This window comes from Treponema sp. OMZ 803, from assembly GCF_024181165.1.
In the GTDB taxonomy this organism is placed as follows: domain Bacteria; phylum Spirochaetota; class Spirochaetia; order Treponematales; family Treponemataceae; genus Treponema.
In genome coordinates this window covers 1,345,296-1,365,621 of sequence record NZ_CP051195.1, presented here as the reverse complement: position 1 = coordinate 1,365,621, position 20,326 = coordinate 1,345,296, and the positions used below count along the sequence as shown (strand labels likewise).

Genomic DNA, 20,326 nt, shown 5'->3' with positions numbered 1-20,326 from the left:
TAGATTATAAACCGCATGGTTGATTTGGAAGACCCTATTGTTCGTATTCTCAACATCTTATACTACCCTATTCATCTTCTCTCAGTATTTTCTCGTACTGTAAGCATAGGAATTTCGATTTTTGATATACATACTTTTATCCTGTCTTGTAGCGTAAATAGTCTGGTCTCATGTAGAGCCGATACGCATTCAAGGACCCCTTTTTCAGTGGATTACATCTGCATCAGTCCACTTACAATAGCGAGAAATCCTATTACCATACAAGCATAACAAACAAATTTGTTATTGTTTGAATTTCTTTTTTTGAATAACAACACTGCTCCAACAAGGATTAGCAACAATCCAAACCATACACTTCCCAAATATAATTCTGATGCCATTCTATCAAGAAAATTGTCCACTGTTCCTTCTATTTTTTGTTCCATTATAAAACCTCCATCTTATTTATTTTTTTCATCAAAAATATCGAACACAAGATACCAATCATTACCATTGCCGCTGCTAACACATACATCGCTGCTCGATTAGGGTTTGTATTTACCACAATATTACACATTAACGAAGCAAGGAGAACTGCAGAAATAATAGTTGTCGGCACTGATTTTTTGATAAATCCGATTCCTACTGCTATCACTCCGATAGTTGCAGTTATCGCTGACATCAATATGGTATTTTCAACAATGTTCAAGATAATAGAAACTGTAAAGTTGTTTCCTACAAGATGAATGAAATTTTCAGTGATACCGAATATCAAAAAAACAATAAAGTTACAGATAACCATTGATATAATCGTAAATCCACACACAATCAAAAGTTTGGATAACACAACCTTTTTTCGACTGACCGGATAGGAAAAAAGTAAAATAGGTCGCTTACCCGAATAATCTTCAATAACAAACCTGCAATACATCACTGCAGACATCACACAAAATACTGCCATGTTAAAAACACAAAATAGAGAAATAAGATTATCATATCCTGCAAAAATTGCCATGTCTTTATCATTCGGCTCTATCAAAGGGGCATATGCAAAAAGAAAAAGGAAACCAATCATCGTAATCGCTATGATAATATCCGCTAAGATATAAGTGTTGATGTTATTCTTTTTTAATTCCAATCTAATCAGCGTTTTCATTTTCTTTTCTCCCTATCATAATATCCATAAAATACTCTTCCAGACCTGATGGATACTCTACCTTCACCTTATCCATCGAGACCTCTCTCACTATCGTTCCGTTGACAATGACCCCTATTGTATCCGCAATATGCTCTATTTCTGTCAAAATATGACTGGAAATCAGTAATGTCATACCCTCTGTTTTTGCAAGGTACAAAAATAAGTCCCTCATTTCCTTAATTCCCATAGGATCCAGTCCGTTAATCGGCTCATCCAGAATCAATAGTTGTGGTTTATGGATAATTGCTCTTGCAATCGCTAAACGCTGACGCATCCCCAAGGAAAAAGTAGATACCGGCTGAACACCAATATCCTTTAATCCGACTTTTGACAAGACATCCTCTACATTCCCACCTTCCTTGCCCATGTAGGCAAGATGCATACGCAAATTTTCTGCTGCCGACAAATGTTCATAAAAAATGGGAGTTTCTATCAAAGTACCAATCTGTGATAACATATCACTCGGTGTTGAAAGATTATCTATTCCAAACATTTGTAATTTTCCCATAGTCGGTGTAAGAAGTCCTGAGAGAAGTTTGAATACCGTTGTTTTCCCCGCTCCGTTCGCACCTAAAAAACCATAAATCGTACCTTTTTCTACATGCATATTACAACCTTTAATTACTTCCTTACCGCCAAAAGTTTTTGTAAGGTTATTTGTTTCTATAATGAAATGATGATTCATCGGTCTTAATCCTCCTTTGGATATAATTTTTGCAATAGCTCCAACGATTTTTCAATAAGTTCATCACTGAATACATCGATGCCTATCGACTTCATCATATATTGTAAAAATCCGAGTCTCGAGGATAACTTCTCACCATCACAATCAAAAACAGCCGGATCACACCACACATTGAGCAATAGCATAAAAACTTCCGCACATTCATCCGGAAAATCTGTAACGATAGAGCCATCTTGTATTCCTTTCTTAATAATTTTTGAAACAAAGTTAGAATCCTTATTGACACAAGATTGCATGTAGGATAGGACAAACTCTGCACTTTTCATGCGTACACTCATTGCATCATCTAAATAATGTGCTTCCTGATTCTCGATATTTTTCTCCAAAATAAGTTGCAACTGTTCTTTTCCACTCAAAAACCGGGTCTCTTCCATAAAGTTTTCTATTATACCCTTTACACTTTGTTCCTGCTTCTCCATAACAGATTTGATAATTTCATCCTTCGATTTAAAATGATGATAAATAGCCCCCTTGGATATTCCGGCAGCTGTTGCAATATCCATCATGCTGGTCTTATCGAATCCCTTTTGTAAAAACAGCTTCGCTGATACGGATAAAATAGCCTCAATGGTAGCCTTTGCATTATATTCTTTCGCCATAGCTGATACACCTTCTTATTAAATTCCGACCGTTCGGTTTTTTTTAAAATATCTTTTATCTGTTATTTTGTCAAGAGCTTTTATAAATTATTCTCTCACAGTCTCTTGCATTATACTTGGCTCATAGATGTTATCTATCATTGTTGTAACTACAATGATAGATAACTTAGTAGGATGATATGATGTATCCTATTTTTAATTTGTAATGCTGAAACTCAATATTTTGTTCAAAAAAATAGAGCATTTCAGAAACTTAAAAAGTTCCAAACCGACTCTATAACAGTCTAACAACAGAGAATCATCAAATCATCAAAAACAACCCTTGTAGAGATTGAAGCGATTCAACTATGCCATCAGTTTTCAATTTTACAAACAGATTCCCTTCCTTGCATAAAGTTACTTTTCATGAAAAATAAAAAAGACCATGTATCTTTGGTAAAAACGCCCTTGCTAACTGCTCTAACGGATATAAAAACGCACATTATCTTAACATGTTATCATCTTAAGACAATGTGCGTTATCAAAATTGCTCTATTTTAATCACTCTATTTTAATTGCTCTATGAAGTTTGGAGTGATACAATAAAAATGTAGAATATTCTACAAAATGTTGAAGGTAATTTTGGGAAAGGAGACTGTGGTAAAGCAGTATTATAAGACCGAAATATAAATATATTTGGAGGAAAGAAAATTGAATAAAACATTATTTTTAGGAGCGGCACTTATTGTAATGACGGTCGGCAGTACCGGTGTAAATGCCGAAAAAGCAGACATACCGCTTGCCGGTAAGACGTATACGGTAAGCGGCGTATCGTTTACGATGATCACCATTCCTGCCGTAACGGACGGTACCCTCGGATACGGAGAATACGACGTAAACCCTGTACATACGGTCAGCTTACCGGCCTACCGGATCGGCGAAACGGAGGTAACGCAGGAGTTGTGGCAGGCGGTGATGGGCAATAACCCGAGTGGTTTTAACGGTAATGACGAAGAAACGAAACCTGTCGGCGGCGAAGAACAAAAAAGGCGGCCGGTAGAAATGATAAACTGGTATCAGGCTATTGCCTTTTGCAACAAGCTCAGTTTGAAGCTCGGCCTTGAACCCTGTTATACGGTAACAGTGAAAGGAAAACCGATAGACTTTGCCTCACTTCCATTCGATAAAATTCCTTCGGAAAAATATATGTCCGAAAAGGAGACGGCAGTAAAGGCATGGGATGCCGTAACCGTAGATATAAGCAAAAATGGATTCCGGTTGCCGTCGGAGGCCGAATGGGAATGGGCAGCAAAAGGCGGTGCAGAAAGCCAATGGGCGGGCACGGATAATGAAGAAGAAGTCGATCGATATATGTGGCATGATGGGAATAGTGAAAACCGAACCCATGAAGTAAAAAAACTGAAACCGAACGGATACGGGCTCTACGATATGAGCGGCAACGTGTGGGAATGGTGTTGGAGCCGCTTTAAAGATTTTTTGCCTGACTCGCTTGTAGAAGCAGATATCGTTGACATTGACGATATCCACGATTCCTGCCGCGTGTTTCGGGGCGGCGGTATAGATACCGATATATATAACGCAGCGCTGCCGGTCAGGCTCTTTTATACTCCCGATTTTCATGCAGGTAGTCTCGGATTATGCTTGGCATGCAGGTTGTAATTTTTGTATCTTTCGAATCGCTTATCATACCGCAATAAAAAAAATACGGCGCGGCTTTGTGTAGGGGGGATTATAACGACTGAGCTCTCTCATTCATTCCAATCACGTGCTATTTCGGTTGAAATCTCAAAGCCGGTCATATCATTACTTTCATTAAAATGAATATAAGCAAAGTATTCATTCCAAAAGAGATGATCGCTTCCGGTTGACCATTTAATGCCGTAGTGCAGCTGGGTTATGTCTTTCGTATTTTTCGGCGGTACTAACCATAGTTTTTTATCGAATGTTTTTTGCAATGTTTCTCGCTGCAATGGAACGAGCAGCTCAACATCATCAAGACAATAACGAATTGAATTTTCTCTTGCATCGGAGATACAGTATTCGTCAAGTTTTAAATGAATGATTTTACAGTCTTCTAATACCGTATCCTTTTTTTTATGACCGTAAAGACCGATGCTCCCAATCACAAAGCCGTCTTTTACAAGAAGATAATGAGCATAAGGTATAGCAGTATTATTTCGCCGGAATCCTTTTTCAACGAGAATACTCCGATCAACGGGATATTTTTTAAAAGCACCGCAAGAAAGTAGTTTTTCATAATCTCTACCGGAATGATTATCCTGTTTTACATATATGTCGAATCCGTCCGCAACTATATCGGCAACAGTTGTATATGCCATCTTAATCTTTGTGTTGTTAATCGTAAAAACCGGAGCCTTCACCGGAACGCTGATTATGATATATACCAAAAACATATAAAGTGAAAATATTGCGACAGCCACAAACACAAAAACACTTCTTCCGGTACGCTTTCGTGCATTAAAAAGAGCCATAACCGGAGGCAAAATAATATATGTTGCCAAATTAGAAAATCCTGAGCCTCCCTTTTTTATCACCTGTAAGGCAAATAATACCGCCCCAAGTATCGAAGATGCATATACTAAAAACTCACTGAGCGACATTTTTGTAGTATCGGTCTGTTCGTTTACTGCTTCTTCCATCAATGATTTTCCACCGGAAACAGTTCGTTTCATATAAATATACATTCCGAAGATAATCGCTAAAAAAACAAGTCCTGAAACGGAAAGCAGTAAAATAAAAATTAATCTCCCCAATCTATCATCTCCTCATCTATATTATAGAGATATCTGTCTATGCATTTTATATTCATTAAGCTTTTTTCTCATTATCAGTTATTATTCCAAAATCCGGTTCATATACTTTGTCATATTTTCTATAAAATCATCAAAGACTGCCAAATCGATGAGCTCTTCATGCTCCATATCATAGCTTGCAATTTTTTTTGTTTTCGGATTCCATACAATATAAATATGACTGTAATCTCCGAGAGAGCGGGAAAGTCTTAATAATTTTTGTCGGCCGAATTTAAATGGAATAGTATCAATCAGTTTGAAGAACTCGATATATCCAAAGTCGGAATCCGCTAAATCAAAGTGTAGGTTTTCACCGGTTAAAAATTCAATTATTTTCTTTGGTAATTTATACGGTTTTAATTCATCCAATTTATTTTGCGTTTGATGAAACTCAGAAGGCTCTAATGATTTAAAATATTCCGCCATTTCCTCATCACCTTTTTCCAAGGCTATACTATATGGACGCATTCCGTCTTTTTCGGCAATCGTAACGTCCGCTCCATGCTTCACTAAAAATTTACACATTTCCAAATCAACATATCTTGCAGCTACACACAACGGAGTCGATTGATCGGAATATACCATATTGGACTTATTGTAATTAATATCTGCTCCGTGTTCAATTAGAAATTCCAGAATTTTATAATTACGGTCAGAAACCGCGTGACGAAAGAGCTGTCCGCCGTATTTAGCCGCGGTATGCCCAAGTTCTTGTATAATCGAAAAATTGACAAAGCGTTTACCATAGTATGCTTCTAAAAATGCTTCCGAACCTACGTTGTTTACTACATCTATCTTTGCACCATGGGAAACAAGAAACCTTATTACCTCTTCATTACAATATCTCACTGCTAGAAGAAAACTTGGATGCTCCTTTGCATTAAGGTTTGCTCCTTTTTCCGTCAGCCATTTTATAGATTGAGATTTTTCCATTATCAATGCAAAATCCAAAGGAGAGAGTTCGGTGTATTTGCCGACTCTGATTGCTTTATTAAGCTTCCACCCGTTTAATAGATGTTCTTCCAATGCAAAAATATTTTCATTTAGTACATCGTTTAAAATTTGCGGTATAGATTCAAATCTTCCGATGTTTCCGATTGTTATCATAATTAAATCCTTGTTTACCTATTTCTCGAAGTGTTAAACACCTCTCTTTTAATCTTTAAATAATTCATGTATTTTTTTCGGTACATTAAATTTATAAGTATCATCTTCATTATCACATTTTGTCAAATTATTATTTACGGCATTTTCATTCTTTTTGAACACAAAAGCATAACCATAATTCTTGGTTTCTCTTTCAGTTTTCTCTATTTTTTCCAAGCCTATAAGATCGAATTCATATTTTCCTTTGGGTATATCAAAACCTAAACGATAATTATACGGCTCCATAATTTCTTTCGGACCGGTTTTAATATATTCCGTGTGATCTGTAATATTTTTTTTGATATTTTCAAAATCATAGTCCAAATCATCGAAGCAGGAAAAACATATTTTATTTAAATCGCCCACTTCAAGATAAAATTTTTCAAACTTGCATATTTCTTTAAATTCTTTAGGTATGACAGTTTCTTCATTTATAGAGGCGAATATATGATATTCAAAAGAATTGATACGATAAAATGGGACAAGCTTGCCTTTTTCTACAAGCTCCAGAAAAAGCTCGAAGTTCTTTTGCAGATAGCTTAAAAGCTTCTTTGCCCTGCATTTTTTTGAAGCAAGATATTCTGTAAGCAAATCAATAGGAATAATAGCCATTCCGTAACCGTATGTTGTTAATTCTCCGATATACTGCATTATCATTTTCTCTGTTATTCCTTTTCTCCGATAAAATTAATTACATCCGACCAGCCGTCATCTTTTGCATCATAAGCCCAGCGTTTATCCGTCAAGGATTCAAGGTCGTCAATGCTTTTATGTAACGCCTCGGACATTTCTTTTCTCTTATCTGCAGGAATCGAATTTAAATATGTATCGCTTATTTTGAATCTGACATTTTGAAGAAAATTGACCGTATCTACATAGGTGCTCGAATATTCAAAAACCGTATTTTCAGGGAAACATTTTATCACGTTTTCAAAAGCTGTTTTCATATCGGATAATTTTAATACTGCCAATGTGTCAGGAACATAACGGATAAGCTGCGGATAATTACAGATAAATTCCCACCAACCATCTCCCTTCCAATTTCCGATGATGTTAACGGCAATATGAAAAAGGAATAAATCCTCATCGGTTTGATTTTTAATTTCTTCTATTTCTCCGATTTTCCATAGTTTACTCGAAACTTCCACAAAGAAGCTTTCATTAAAATTTTTTTGATTTTTAATTAATTCTTTCAATGTAAGCATTTTATTTCTCCTTATATTAATTATACTAAATCAGTGCATACCGCATAAACTGTATTATCATTAAAAGCTATTGTGTACAAAGTATCATCAATTACAATCATTTGTTGATCTGCTGTAATTTGAAAATTATTAAAATCTATTTTTTTAAATTCCGTACCGTTTTTTTTATTTAACAATATTGGCTTGTTTTTTATATCGGCAAGCAAGATGTAATCCTTATACTGTATAAAGTTTTCAGTTCCGCCTGTTTTATAACTATAAAGGAGACTGCCGTCATCTATATTCACGGCAAAAAACTTCCCTCCGTGCCCGGCGGTTCCAAAATATAACACACCATTTTCTTCTTTTACTTCAGTATAAAGATATGAACCTAATTTCAGCTTCCATATTATTTCTTTTGATTTACTATTTTTACATGCCATTATATATTGTGAAAACATATATATTTCAGATTCATCAAAGTAATATGTTTTACCGTCATTATATATTTTATCAATAGGTTCAGGTGATTTTCCGAGTTCAACGAGATTAGTATCGGATATTTCTATCAGCTTTGATATTGAAGAATCAAGACCTTTATACTTTCTAGTATTCAATAAGAATCTACCATCTTTTATATAACAAGCCGCATCTCTTTGATAGACAATTTCTTCTTGATGATATATAAGATGGCTCTTAGTATGCTCGGTAAAATCTTTAGAAAAAACATCGAGCAGGATATAAGTCCGTATGCACTTTTCTGCACTATTTTTTTCTTTATCGGCATGATTGAAAGCACAGTGAACAACCGCTATTTTATCTTTTAGCGGATATATTCCGACTATACAATGGCTTACAAAGGTCGTATTTTCCAATATTAACGGATATGCTTTTACCATGGTTTTTACCTAGCCCCTCTTATGCTGATATTCATAAATATCAAATCCCAATTTCTTTAAATTGCTCATTTGTTTTTGTTGATATTCTGCCGCGCCGATTCCTGTTAGAACGTCGCTGTAAATTTCACTTGCAGGCCAATCATCGTAATAATTATTGAGGAACTGAGGGATTTTTTCGTACATAGGTTGAATGATTGAAATAAAGCCCTGTTTAAGGCATTGAATATATGTTTTTTCATCAAGTATTTCAGTATGGCCGTATTTGTCAAATGAAGTTCGACGGTTGAGTGCCCCCTCAATGTCCCAAGGTGTAAATACAACTAAATGCAGAGGGCGGCTCCAGCGTTCAATATCCGTTTTATCGGGCGAAGGAAAAAGCTTTTTCCAAAAGCCTCGTTTTACTGCATAGCTACCGGTAGAAATATACAGGCGATATGGTGTATTTTCAAATGCTTCTTCGGATATTTCACCGGAAAGGGGGGCGAATACTCCATATAAATCACAATTTAAAAGGCGGGCATAATAGGATTTTTCGCCTGCATCTATTTCGTAAATTGCGCCAAGTTCGTATCGTGCCATTTCATACCTTCCTTAAAATGCAACAGTCGAACAAAATATCAATTTTGGAGACTGTTGCATTCGTGCGCAGAATGCGCACATATAATCCGCAAGTTTGCACAAAGCAAACTTGACGTGTTTTTCAGCCGCGCCATTTTAGCGGCTGAAAATAAACCTTCCTTAAAATGCAACAGTTAAAGAAACATCAGTTTCTAAAGTATTTGTTTCTTTTGCCATGTAAAAGCCCTTCACCAATTAAATATTGTTTATATTATATCATTTTTAATCGTTTTTTTCTATAATAAGAACAGCTGTTTTTACGCTTTTTAAAGGATAGAAAAATACCGTAAAATCATGTATAATTTGATACATTAGAACCGGATATGGCTTATGTTCGGATTAGGAGAGAGAAAATAAATGACCACTAAAAAATTTGCTCAATATATGGAAAAACAATGCAAAGGAATAAATAATTTTTCACTGGAAGCTATTTTTGAAGAGTATATTGTACTTGTGTCGGGGAAACGAATCGGTGTGCTGTATCAGGAAAAGTTTTATGTCCTTTATGCGCCAACTTTTGAAAAAACGGAAAATATACTGCCTTGTTTTAAAACGGTAAATTTATTTAATTGGAAGTATTATCAATTTATTGAAGTTACAAATCTTGAAGATAAGGAGAACCTTGAAAAGATCATACATTATGTCTATCATGAATTATATTTTCTAAAAGAAATTGTCATTGATATAGGATTTTTATTTCAAAGTTATAGAGGCTATCCCGAAACCATTTATAAACTATATGAAGAAAATCTTACATTTCTTAATTTTGCCTATAAAAAAAAGCTGATAAAGGAAAATCCTGTAGACAGAGAAGGCCGAATTATAAAACTCTTATATACGAATCTCGATTTAACCGAAACCGGACAGAAAATTTTATATGACTTATATAATAAATGGCTGACATATACGGATAAAAATGATGTCGATTCTTTAAAAAGAGCACGGAATATAAAACAATTAGAGAAGTATTATCAAAAACTGGAGGTTTAAAAGTAGATAGATGAACACGATAATGGATAACTCAAATTTTAATATTCAAGAATGGGTAAATTTAAATTCTTATACCGACAGCAAAGGTTGGAAAGGATATTGCAAAAGAAATAAACCTTTCACTATTTTTCGTGCAAATAAAATAGTCGGTTATTTTATGCATTTTTTTAGAAAACATACAAATAATATAATTATAGTTTCTAATATTTTCAAAGTAAAAGAATATAATCTAAATAAGAGCAATATAAACAATTACATAAAATACATAGAAAAGTATTTAATTGATTTTGGATATATAGAAACAATTAGCGCTTCTATTTATGATAATGATAATTGCTTATCTTTAGGATTCAAAAAATTTCTCACTACGGATTATGATATTATATCTATGTTCTCTTTATTAATGATGATGGATGAAGGAATTGACGGGCATTGTTTTTTTGTTTTTGATGAATTAGGATTTATTGCTTATCCTCATGATGATACAGGCTTTGGATTTATACGCATCAAAAATACGGAAGTTCACTATGACGATATATTTCTAAAAAATATAGCTCAATTTTCAGATTTTACGAGCGTTTAGTGATTATTCTAATCAAAACCGGTAATGTTTTAGCTGTGTTGTTGAGTATAGCACGGACGGACCATGAGTATGATAAAGTTTAAAAGTATCGGTACATATATTGAACGATATAGAGGGTGTATTTTATGAGTGAAAAACCGAGGGCATTGTTTTTAAAGGGCTGCAACGAGATAGCGGAGGTCTTAATTCCGCATGGATTTAAAGCGGCTCAAAAAGGACAAACCGTTTCGAAAAGACCGAATAAGGATATTACGTTGCAGCTGTATTTTCAATCCTCACACTATAATGATGAAAATTCCGTTACCATCATTCCGCATATCACTGTGTATTCAAAAGCCGTAAAAATATTTGATATTAAAGCCTATAAAAACGAATATTGCACCGGAATAGTTTGGGGAAAACAGCTTTGCTATATCCTCGGTCCTGAATATAAAACATGGGATCTTGCAAAAACCAATTATGTACGGACAGTTTCTGAAATACAAAAAGCCCTTACCGATACGGTACTTCCGTTGTTCGATGTCTTTTGTAAATCGCCGGACGAAATTATCGAATACAGCATCAAGCAGGACTTGGATATTTCATTATCATATTTTCTTGTATTTGGAGGAAAAGAAACGGCAGAGCGGGTATTCCAAACGAGGATAAACCAAAGCCGGTACAAAGGGCAATATATGAAATTATATAATACCTTATTGAATATGAATGAAAATGAAATCAATCCTAAATATAATGAATTTGTCGGAGTCGGGGAATTTAAAATGGCGTATTTGCAGGGATTGCGATTGAAGTGATATCCGATATATTGAATATAAGGGATAAATTAACAAAAAAATTTAGAATAGATAAATATAAACTGAAGTGTAAAAAATGAAAATATATAATATAACGAGCTATGCGGGAAAAGATAGTTTTGCTATTCTTCGACCAAGTAATAAACAAAACATTAAAGAAGTTGATGTTTTGGATGTTTGGTGGGATGATTGGTGTAGCGGTGGAGATAAAATTGGTGATTTTGTTTTTTGCTATGCGATAAATGTCTGTAAGAACTCGATTTTTAAATTGTTAAAAGAAAATTTCAAAGAGCTGAAAAGTGTGGAATTGAGATACAATAAAACAGATAAAGAGTTAAACGCAAAAGACATCAGACGTTTAAAATGGCTACCCAAGGAAGCTATTCCCTTAACCGCTTTTTTTAGTCCGATAAGTTTCGACTGTCTTCCTAAAAGTACGATAATAAGGAGTGAACGGGGGATAGAAGAAATAATAGGAGTTGCAGATTTAAGAGGCGATGTCATTATTCCAAGAGAGCAAGGAAAAGGATTGTTTTTTAGTTCTGATGCAATCGGTGACTTTGACTTCTTTACCCTTACAAACTCTGGTTTTTTATTGTGTACAGAACGAGTAAAAGAGTTTTGTAAAAACAACAATTATGAAAATGTTGTATTCTTAGAAATGGGTGAAATTATATAATTCACACGCGTTTCAATCGAGGCGTTTTTTGTTTTCTTTTTTAGCCTTTGGTGGAACATTGGCGGGTGGAAACCCAACATTGTATGGGTATGTCAAAAATCCAAATGCTTGGGTAGATGTGTTTGGTTTGGATTGTAGTCAAGAAATTTTAAGGAATATAGGTTATCTTCAAAGTAGAAAAAAAGAAGAAATACAAAAACAATATTATCTTAATAGTGAGAATAAATATGAAAAATCAGTTCTCCAAAATGAAAAGACGGAACAAGAAGAGGAATTAAGAGAAGCATACATTCAGTTTGTGTCTAAACAGAAAAACGGATTTTTTGATGAAGACTTATATAATATAGTTAATAGGGGTAAAAAGTGTTCCCAAATTATTTAGACGGTTCAAAGATTAAATACTATACAAAAAAAAGATGACGAAAATGAGTTTTTAGGAGGAAGTTATGAAACCAAGAGAACTTTGCGAAAAAGCATGGCAAGAAATAGCACGCAATTTCCCCGACTTTAAAGTGTTAGGTAAAGGAAAGACTTTACGAAAAATTGCAAATAACAAAGACATTATCTTTGAAATATATTTTCAGGCCAATAGATACAATTGTGAATCTAATGTTGAGTTTATCCCGCATATCAACATTTATTCAAAGGCTATGAAAAAAGCAGGCATAACCGGTGAGGGAATTATTTACGGCGGAGAGCTTAGTTCTTTAGTCGGAAGAAAAGCGGGTGCTTGGTGGCAGTTGGCCGGAGCAAGCTATAAAGATACCGTAACGCAAATTACGGGATTATTACATAAACACATTATGCCTTTATTTGCAGACTTTGAAGATACAAATAAAAATATCGAAAGAATTTTAAACGGCTCATTAAAAGGGTATGCTTTGCTCTACTATATCTACTATTTTGGCGGCAAAGAGCCGGCTGAAAGATACTTTAATAAAGTTATCAAAGAAGATAAGTTAAAGAAAAAATATATTTCGTTTTATAACTCATTAAAAGAAATTCCAAAAGAAAACATCGATTTGCATTTTGAAGACTTTTACGGTGCAAGTTTAATCAAATTTGCATATTTACATGGTTTAGAGATTATTCAATAATCTTTAGAAAAATGGGACGGGAGGAGGAGGTAAACTATGGACGAGCGTATTGAGAAATGGATAAAAAATAACCCTGCTATTTTCAGAAAAATAATAGCGGTTGTGGTTTTTGTTTTCGGAGTTTGCCTCATTATAGGCGCCATCAGAGATTGGGATTGGCTGTATGCACCGGACGCTCACTATCAAAGTAAATGGGGAATGGGACAGATAAGTCGTTATTTTGGCCGTCCTGTTGCCCGCATAATAGGTTTTGTAGGCGGTATTTTCTTTGCTGTTGTCGGAGGTATTTTTATTTATGGTGTGTTTAAATAAAAATGAAAAAAGCGTCGCTAAAAGAGGGGCATAAACAAACGGTATGATGAATGGAAGCAATTAAAGAGCGGAAACCCAACATTGTATGGGAGGTATTTTGATAGTAATGATAAATCAAAAGCGATAACAAATCTTGATGGTAGTTTAAATGAAAAAAAGACTAAAAAAGCAAAAAAGAGAACAGAGTGTCGAGGACAATAGTCTGATTATGAAAAATAAAGATGATGATATAGAAGATACTTTTTGTTATAAATTGTTTGAAGAGCAATATTTTGATACTGATAAAATAATGGAACTTATCAATTATGTCTTATTCAATAAATTAAATATCAAGGAAATTGGGATTTTAAAATGGATAATTAATAGTGTTGATAATTGTTTCCTTTACCATAAAGACGTTGATGATTACTATCATATAAAGAATTACTCAAAAGTAATCGAAAATAGATGGGACACAGATTGGAAGTTAAAATTAACAGATGTATTAGGAAAGAAATAATCTCCACTATCGTTACAGTCACGAGTGGAACGGTAACAGCTCTCTACGAAGCGTTAAAAGCCCCGACGGCAAAGAGATATTCTTCAAATAACGACATTTATGGTAGACTGAAAAATATAAAAGGAAAACGTACTTTCATACCATTCAGGCAAAAAAGGATAGGATATGCGTAGTATAGTAGATTGGTTACAAGACTGGACAAAAACGCAAATTGATGGCGATTGGGAACACGAGCAGGGTATTTCTATTGGTATGTTAGATAATCCTGGCTGGATTTTAAGGGCTGATATAAGTAATTATGGCGATTTTTTAAAAGCAAGCGAGCCTTTGGGCAGGGACAATGATGAAGATTGGATAGATTTCGAAATAAGAATAATTGCTAAAACTTATGTCTACATTGAGATTTTTGGGGATATCAACAAGCTGAATCAGATACTTCACTCTTTTAGGGCAATTATCGAAGAATTAGAAGAAATAGAGAAAAGAGGTATTGGAATACTTTCATCTCAAAGAATAAAAGAAATAATAGATTCTGTATCAAAATCATTGGAAAATAAAAGTTGACGGGATTTTCATATCGTTTCTATATCAAGGACAATATCTTGATCGCGAGACGAAATTAGTATACAAATAGGTTTAGGTACTATGTCCCAAGTACAGGAGCGCATATATAAGTCAAGACCCAATAGGGTTGGCGGGCGGAAACCCAACATTGTATGGGTATGTCAAAGATCCAAATGCTTGGGTAGATGTGTTTCTAAACAGAAAAACGGATTTTTTGATGAAGACTTATATAATATATTCTTTGAAAAATTAAATGAAAGATTTAAGCAATGGAAGAAAAATGGAGCTGTACCGATGAGAGCATTTGAAATTTGTATCGACTGCATATATGTACTTTCAAAAACTGCTCAAAAGCTTTCAGAAAAAGACTTGGAGAAGTCAAAGACTGTAAAAGATGAAATGTATGGTCTTTTAATGGGATTTGAATAGACAACACATAATATAGTTAATAGGGGTAAAAAGTGTTCCCAAATTATTTAGACGGTGCAAAGGTTAAATACTATACAAAAAAAGATGATTTTGGTACCGTCGACTGCAATGACGGAAAGAAAACTCTCGATATAAAACATCTTGCAATTTGCAGTTATGCAAATGAGCAAGGTTTTTATTTGTTTTTCTGTGATGAAAAATTCAACACAGTTAGTGATTATTTTTTTGACACGGTAGAAGAATGTAAAATAATAGCAGAAAACTCAAAAGAAAATATCGTGTGGATTGAAAAAACAAACAGTGCGGCTGAATTTACTTTTGAAGAGATTAAAACCTTATTATTAAAAAGCATAGATGAGTACCACTGCGAAGCCGAATTACACATATTTTTTGCAGATAACCCCGAAGAGTATATGATTATTATCTACAAAGACCATTGCTCCTTTCAGAGATGCGGCAGTAATGATAAAAAATCAAGTGGAGAATATAATTACAAGTCATTAGATGAATTATATACAGCGGCACAAGTCGATGATATCATCTTAAAAAGAGATTGGGATAAAATTACCGCATTTAACTGTGAAGATTTTGAAATATTAGGATTTTGGAAATAAGTTTTTAGTATGAAAAAAACCACACGCACAAGGCATACGATAGGGACAGGACTCAAGATTACGGGACTGATTATCTACATTTTTTCGATTGTGGTTATGTCTTTTTTGGAAATACCAATCACAAAAATATTGGGAGTACCGGACGGTGTATTGGATCTGCAAATGGTCAGCTTCGGTATCGGGTGTATGATATGGGGACTCGGAGTTCTTGTAGATCCCGAAACCCGAGTGAGTCGTGTCAATGAAGAGGCCGGCAGAGGGCTCGCCGTACTACTCGGAATCTGCCTTATCCTATTCGGTATTTTTATAATCGTACTGTTTGTCTTTTTTTTGCGATAAACGTATCGGCAAACAGTCTCTTCCGTTAATTTGACTGCTTTTATACTAATGAAGCGGGGAGCTTCTCAAGCACATTTTCCATTATGCGTGTGCAATAGAAACTCCCTATGTATCTTTTAAAATTACAGCGAAAGCTGGCTCAGATACTTCATGACGCTCTGCGCTGCTTTTCGATTCCGCGCACTGCTATCGCTTACCTCATCGATAACTTTTCTAATCTGTTCCGTGTCACCGCTTACACTGCTGATCGTGTTATCGATATTTTGAGTAATTTCTACCAACCTTGCCATCTCTTTACCGACTTCCGTATTACCCGAACGTATTTGTAAGGAGCTCTCCTTAACCCGCGCCGTTATAGCATTGACTTCTTTAACGGATTCAAGCACTTGCGTATTACCGTCATTTTGTTTCGTTACCGATTCCATAATGGTATTACTGCCGCTATTAACCGTTGAGAGCTGCCGCATAATTTCTGCAAACTGAATAGCAGTTTCTTCCGCAACCGAATTCAATGCTTCAATTTTTTCCTTCAGTGTTTTTAACACCGCAGTAATAGTCTTCCCTTGCGTACTTGATTCCTCGGCAAGTTTCCTGATTTCGTCGGCGACAACTGCAAACCCCTTACCAACATCCCCCGCATGAGCAGCCTCGATAGCAGCATTCATTGCAAGTAAATTGGTTTGGCTTGCAATATGCTGAATGACGTTACTTGCTTCCAGTAATCCTTCAGATTGATCGCTAATATTTTTCACAATCGTATGGGCGTTCGAGACCGCTGCATTACCGGCATCGGCTGCACTATTTAAATGCTTAATCGAATCGACGGTATTTTCTATCGTATGGGTAACCGATTGAATATCGAAAACCATTCGTTCAATAACAAAAACGACTTGACCGATGGAAGTTGATTGTGTTTCAATACTGTTATCAAGATCTTCGATATTTTCTATCGCTTGCTGCAAGTTTTCCTGCATCTCTAAAACGCCGCTCGACTGCTCTTTGATACGCTCCCGCACAAAAGATACGCTTTCACCGATTTTCTCGGCGGCTTTAGAGGTTATCTTCATGTTAGAAGAAAGCGCTTCCGCTGTGTGGGTTGAAACGGCAACACTTTCATTCAGCTCGTTTAAGAAAGTCTTATTAAATGAGAGCAATCTATTAAAGTCCAATAGTAAAAGAGATATTTCATCCCGTGTCCATGCCGTAAGCATCTCTTGTCGGTAATCTCCGTTTGCCAATTTCCTAACAATTTGTTGAATCAGCGATATTCTTCTTCCAAATGAGCGTATAATTGTTAGCAAATTAAATACTGAAAAAAATAAGCCATATATAAAAAGAGGTAAAGCTGCGGTAATCAACTTAACATGGGTATCATGTTGTTGATATCGTACAAGTGGTGAAAGGACGAGTAGAACGATTGCTACAATACATGCGATGCTTACGAATACTACTCGTTTCAACATAGAGAGCGTAAGGCTTTCCTCATCGACCGGTACGAATAGAACCCATTTTTCAAAACTCCTTACCGTATATGCGCAGAATAAACCACCGATTAATAAGATATTACCGATTGTGCTGAACATCGCGGATAAAAAGATTCCAGTGCTTTGCAGCAAACCCATTTCAAGCGAAATAAAGAACGGAACAGTAATCGCTATAAGAACCGGAAATATCAGTAATAATTGTTCATAGAGTGTAATGCATTTTTTTGCCTTATGAGGATTTTCCTTCCAATTAATGATCGACGGAAATAATAGGTGTTGTTTTATAACAGGATTGATGAACGCAAGAATTAAACCGATAATGAAAGCTTTTGTCCTGATAACACCGTTTAAACTACCGGTACTGCCGATAAAAGGTGAAGTAATAAAATTAGCTGCTATCCATCCGAGATTAGTACATAAATCGAGAATAAGAATTTGTTTAGGGGGATTTTGATACTCCGGACTTGCTGTTGTTTCTGCCATAATATTCTCCTTTCTGTGTATATGTGCCAACTTTTTTATATGGTGGAAACGGGGATGTCCCAAAAGTTTCTATCTTTCAGAACATCCTCAACAAACTTAAAATTAAGTTTTTATATATCAATGACTTAATTTTAAGTATTACAGCTAGAAATATTACTCCTCTTGTTCTTCGATAAATGCCTTGGCAGCGGCAACTACTTCATCGGCAATTTTACCGGATATTGGGTCGTAATGATCAAACGACATTTCGAAAGAGCCGGTACCGCTGGTCATCGACCGTAAATCGATAGCGTAACGGAGCAGTTCTTTATGCGGTACCTGTGCACGGATTTCTTCAATACCGTTTGCAAGTTGAGACTGTCCGAGAATGCGTCCGCGGCGTGAAGATAGATCACTCATAATATCGCCGAGGTAGGCCGTTTCCACATAGACCGTTAAATTCATAATCGGTTCCAGAAGGATAGGGCCTGCGTTACGCATTGCATTTTTGAATGCGTTTCGGGCGGCGATCTTAAAGGCCATTTCCGATGAGTCTACCGGATGCTCTTTACCGTCCAACACCGTCGTACCGACATCGACAACGGGATAGCCCGCCATGACGCCGTTTTCCATCGCTTCTTTTACACCCTTTTCAACACCGGGAATGTAGCCCTTGGAAATCGCACCGCCGAATACCGCATTGGTAAAGCTGTATTTGGCACCACGTTCCAACGGTTCAATTGCCAAGACGACCCGTCCGAACTGTCCGTGTCCGCCCGACTGTTTTTTATGCGTATATTCCGCCTGTGCTTTTTGCCGGATGGTTTCACGATAGGCAATGCGGGGGATGGAGGTTTGTACTTCAATCTTTGTCTGTTTTTTGATGCGGTCAAGCACAATGGAGGTATGCAAGTCTCCCATGCCGGAAAATACATTCTGCTTTGTTTCAGGGTTGTAGACAAAAGAGAGCGTCATGTCTTCCTCGCAGGCGCGGAGTAACTGCTCGCCGAGTTTGTCGTCATTTTTCTTATCGACGGCTGCAACTGCAATTGAATAGATAGGATCGGGATTGCGCAGTTTTACAAACGGCGGGCAATCTTGAGAGGCGGCAAGGGTATCGTTGGTTTTTGCTGCCGCGAGTTTAACCGCAACGCCGACATCTCCGGCTACAAGCTCTTTTACTTCGGTCAGTTTCTTTCCAACAGCGCGATATAACTTACCGACTCGCTCTTTCTTTTGTTCGTTAATGTTATATACTTCTGCATCCGACACGAGCGTGCCGGTAATAACTTTGATGTACGAAAGCCGTCCCGAAAACTGGTCGTTTGCAGTTTTAACGATAAAGCCGGAGAATGCGGGCTCCGGATCGATTTTGACGGTACACTCCTCTTCGCCTTTTACCGCACGTTCCAAACAACCGGCCGGAGAGGGTAAAATCTCCGTGATAAAGCGTAAAAGCGCTGTTAAACCGAGTCCCATTTGTGCGGCTCCGGCAAAGATCGGCACAATTCTATTGTTCTTCATCGCGAGCGTGAGCCCCTTCGCAATTTCGTCACTGCTGAGTTCACCTTCGTCGATAAATTTTACTAATAAATCTTCATCGCCTTCCGCTGCAGCTCCTGCAAGTACCTCGCGCATTTCTTCGTATCGCTTTTTTTCCGAATCGGGAATAGGTATTTCCTTTTCTTTACCGTTTGAATCTGTTTGATAAGCAACACCGTGCAGGACATCGACGATCCCTGCAAGATCGTTACCTTTTCCGATCGGAAAGGTAACGGCAAATACATCAGCGTTGAATTGGGTTTTGACATCCTGCATCGCATGATTAAAGTCGGCGCGCTCTTCGTCCATCTTATTGACAAAAACCAAGCGGGGTTTATTTCGGCGGTCAAGGTCTCGCCAGTATTTGATGGTTTCAATCTGCACTCCAGATTTTGCATCGAGTACCATTAAACCCGTTTCTGCCGACCGGAAAGCCGCGATAACTTCGCCCATAAAGTCCGAAGAGCCGGGAGTATCCCAGAAATTGATCACCGTATCGTTCCAATTTGTTGATACCAGCGCCGAATATATCGAAATTTTTCGCTCTATTTCTTCGGGGGTGTAGTCGCTAACCGTTTTACCGCCTGCAACCGGCTCCGCCCGTGCAATTGTACCCGTTACTGCCGCAAGATTTTCAATAAGCGTTGTTTTGCCGGACTGTCCGTGCCCTGCAATCGCAATCGTTCTTATGTTCTCTGTTCCAATTCCCATCACGAAGCTCCTCATAAGATGTTAAAAAGTATTCTATATTATATAT

At 36.4% G+C, this 20,326-nt stretch carries 25 protein-coding genes; 13 read left to right on the top strand and 12 right to left on the bottom strand.

The annotated features are described in order from the left end of the window. Positions 1-212: 212 nt before the first annotated feature. From ABH09_RS06265 to ABH09_RS06250, 4 genes are read right to left on the bottom strand one after another with little or no spacing between them, the layout of a single operon-like run. Positions 213-425, bottom strand: coding sequence for an LPXTG cell wall anchor domain-containing protein (locus ABH09_RS06265; RefSeq protein ID WP_162663493.1), 213 nt, complete (start codon positions 423-425; stop codon positions 213-215). Further along, a complete protein-coding gene (locus ABH09_RS06260) occupies positions 425-1,135 on the bottom strand; it encodes an ABC transporter permease (RefSeq protein WP_253715667.1) in 711 nt (236 codons plus the stop codon). The genes ABH09_RS06265 and ABH09_RS06260 overlap by 1 nt, the downstream gene beginning before the upstream one ends. Continuing rightward, positions 1,119-1,862, bottom strand: a complete 744-nt coding sequence (locus ABH09_RS06255) for an ATP-binding cassette domain-containing protein (protein WP_162663491.1) — start codon at positions 1,860-1,862, stop codon at positions 1,119-1,121. The genes ABH09_RS06260 and ABH09_RS06255 overlap by 17 nt, the downstream gene beginning before the upstream one ends. Before the next feature lie 5 nt (positions 1,863-1,867). Beyond that, entirely contained in the window at positions 1,868-2,521 is a 654-nt protein-coding gene (locus ABH09_RS06250; protein WP_253715666.1) for a TetR/AcrR family transcriptional regulator, read from the bottom strand. Between the two features lie 690 nt (positions 2,522-3,211). Here ABH09_RS06250 and ABH09_RS06245 point away from each other — a divergent pair. Beyond that, complete coding sequence (locus ABH09_RS06245) at positions 3,212-4,180, top strand: formylglycine-generating enzyme family protein (protein ID WP_253715665.1); 969 nt, start codon at positions 3,212-3,214, stop codon at positions 4,178-4,180. 89 nt (positions 4,181-4,269) lie between these two features. On the opposite strand, the gene ABH09_RS06240 is transcribed toward ABH09_RS06245, so the two are convergent. The 6 genes from ABH09_RS06240 to ABH09_RS06215 form a co-directional block, all read right to left on the bottom strand. Then, the gene (locus ABH09_RS06240) at positions 4,270-5,295 is read right to left on the bottom strand and encodes a hypothetical protein (RefSeq protein WP_253715664.1); all 1,026 of its coding nucleotides are present in this window, start codon (positions 5,293-5,295) and stop codon (positions 4,270-4,272) included. Positions 5,296-5,376: 81 nt separating this feature from the next. Further along, entirely contained in the window at positions 5,377-6,441 is a 1,065-nt protein-coding gene (locus ABH09_RS06235; protein ID WP_371922131.1) for an ankyrin repeat domain-containing protein, read from the bottom strand. Positions 6,442-6,489: 48 nt separating this feature from the next. Further along, entirely contained in the window at positions 6,490-7,131 is a 642-nt protein-coding gene (locus ABH09_RS06230; RefSeq protein WP_253715662.1) for a hypothetical protein, read from the bottom strand. A gap of 14 nt (positions 7,132-7,145) precedes the next feature. Next, positions 7,146-7,685: a hypothetical protein gene (locus tag ABH09_RS06225; RefSeq protein ID WP_253715661.1), complete on the bottom strand. Its 540-nt coding sequence runs from the start codon at positions 7,683-7,685 to the stop codon at positions 7,146-7,148. Positions 7,686-7,705: 20 nt separating this feature from the next. Further along, positions 7,706-8,563, bottom strand: a complete 858-nt coding sequence (locus ABH09_RS06220; protein ID WP_253715659.1) for a LamG domain-containing protein — start codon at positions 8,561-8,563, stop codon at positions 7,706-7,708. A 9-nt stretch (positions 8,564-8,572) separates the two neighbouring features. Next, positions 8,573-9,142: a hypothetical protein gene (locus ABH09_RS06215; protein WP_253715658.1), complete on the bottom strand. Its 570-nt coding sequence runs from the start codon at positions 9,140-9,142 to the stop codon at positions 8,573-8,575. 396 nt (positions 9,143-9,538) lie between these two features. On the opposite strand from ABH09_RS06215, the gene ABH09_RS06210 reads away from it, so the two are divergent. The 12 genes from ABH09_RS06210 to ABH09_RS06155 all read left to right on the top strand — a co-directional run bounded on the left by ABH09_RS06210 (position 9,539) and on the right by ABH09_RS06155 (position 16,081). After that, positions 9,539-10,171: a hypothetical protein gene (locus ABH09_RS06210; RefSeq protein WP_253715657.1), complete on the top strand. Its 633-nt coding sequence runs from the start codon at positions 9,539-9,541 to the stop codon at positions 10,169-10,171. A gap of 10 nt (positions 10,172-10,181) precedes the next feature. Next, the gene (locus ABH09_RS06205; RefSeq protein ID WP_253715656.1) at positions 10,182-10,754 is read left to right on the top strand and encodes a hypothetical protein; all 573 of its coding nucleotides are present in this window, start codon (positions 10,182-10,184) and stop codon (positions 10,752-10,754) included. 125 nt (positions 10,755-10,879) lie between these two features. Then, positions 10,880-11,548 (top strand): DUF4304 domain-containing protein, encoded by a 669-nt coding sequence (locus ABH09_RS06200; protein ID WP_253715655.1) that lies wholly within the window; start codon positions 10,880-10,882, stop codon positions 11,546-11,548. Positions 11,549-11,624: 76 nt separating this feature from the next. Continuing rightward, positions 11,625-12,227, top strand: coding sequence for a hypothetical protein (locus tag ABH09_RS06195; RefSeq protein WP_253715654.1), 603 nt, complete (start codon positions 11,625-11,627; stop codon positions 12,225-12,227). A 28-nt stretch (positions 12,228-12,255) separates the two neighbouring features. Next, positions 12,256-12,609, top strand: coding sequence for a hypothetical protein (locus ABH09_RS06190; protein WP_253715653.1), 354 nt, complete (start codon positions 12,256-12,258; stop codon positions 12,607-12,609). 64 nt (positions 12,610-12,673) lie between these two features. Then, complete coding sequence (locus tag ABH09_RS06185; protein ID WP_253715652.1) at positions 12,674-13,324, top strand: DUF4304 domain-containing protein; 651 nt, start codon at positions 12,674-12,676, stop codon at positions 13,322-13,324. Between the two features lie 36 nt (positions 13,325-13,360). Beyond that, positions 13,361-13,636 (top strand): Imm17 family immunity protein, encoded by a 276-nt coding sequence (locus ABH09_RS06180; protein ID WP_253715650.1) that lies wholly within the window; start codon positions 13,361-13,363, stop codon positions 13,634-13,636. Positions 13,637-13,844: 208 nt separating this feature from the next. Continuing rightward, a complete protein-coding gene (locus tag ABH09_RS06175) occupies positions 13,845-14,135 on the top strand; it encodes a hypothetical protein (protein ID WP_253715648.1) in 291 nt (96 codons plus the stop codon). Positions 14,136-14,300: 165 nt separating this feature from the next. Further along, positions 14,301-14,699 carry an immunity 53 family protein gene (locus tag ABH09_RS06170; RefSeq protein WP_253715647.1) on the top strand — a complete coding sequence of 133 codons (399 nt, stop codon included), beginning with the start codon at positions 14,301-14,303 and terminating at the stop codon, positions 14,697-14,699. A 177-nt stretch (positions 14,700-14,876) separates the two neighbouring features. Then, entirely contained in the window at positions 14,877-15,128 is a 252-nt protein-coding gene (locus ABH09_RS06165; RefSeq protein ID WP_253715646.1) for a hypothetical protein, read from the top strand. Positions 15,129-15,160: 32 nt separating this feature from the next. Further along, the gene (locus ABH09_RS06160) at positions 15,161-15,742 is read left to right on the top strand and encodes a hypothetical protein (protein ID WP_203232451.1); all 582 of its coding nucleotides are present in this window, start codon (positions 15,161-15,163) and stop codon (positions 15,740-15,742) included. Positions 15,743-15,751: 9 nt separating this feature from the next. Then, on the top strand, positions 15,752-16,081 hold the full coding sequence (locus tag ABH09_RS06155; RefSeq protein ID WP_162663478.1) for a hypothetical protein: 330 nt from the start codon (positions 15,752-15,754) through the stop codon (positions 16,079-16,081). 122 nt (positions 16,082-16,203) lie between these two features. Here ABH09_RS06155 and ABH09_RS06150 read toward each other — a convergent pair whose 3' ends face one another. Beyond that, entirely contained in the window at positions 16,204-18,048 is a 1,845-nt protein-coding gene (locus tag ABH09_RS06150; RefSeq protein WP_253715645.1) for a methyl-accepting chemotaxis protein, read from the bottom strand. Positions 18,049-18,201: 153 nt separating this feature from the next. Continuing rightward, complete coding sequence (gene fusA, locus ABH09_RS06145) at positions 18,202-20,280, bottom strand: elongation factor G (protein ID WP_253715644.1); 2,079 nt, start codon at positions 20,278-20,280, stop codon at positions 18,202-18,204. Between the last annotated feature and the right edge of the window lie 46 nt (positions 20,281-20,326).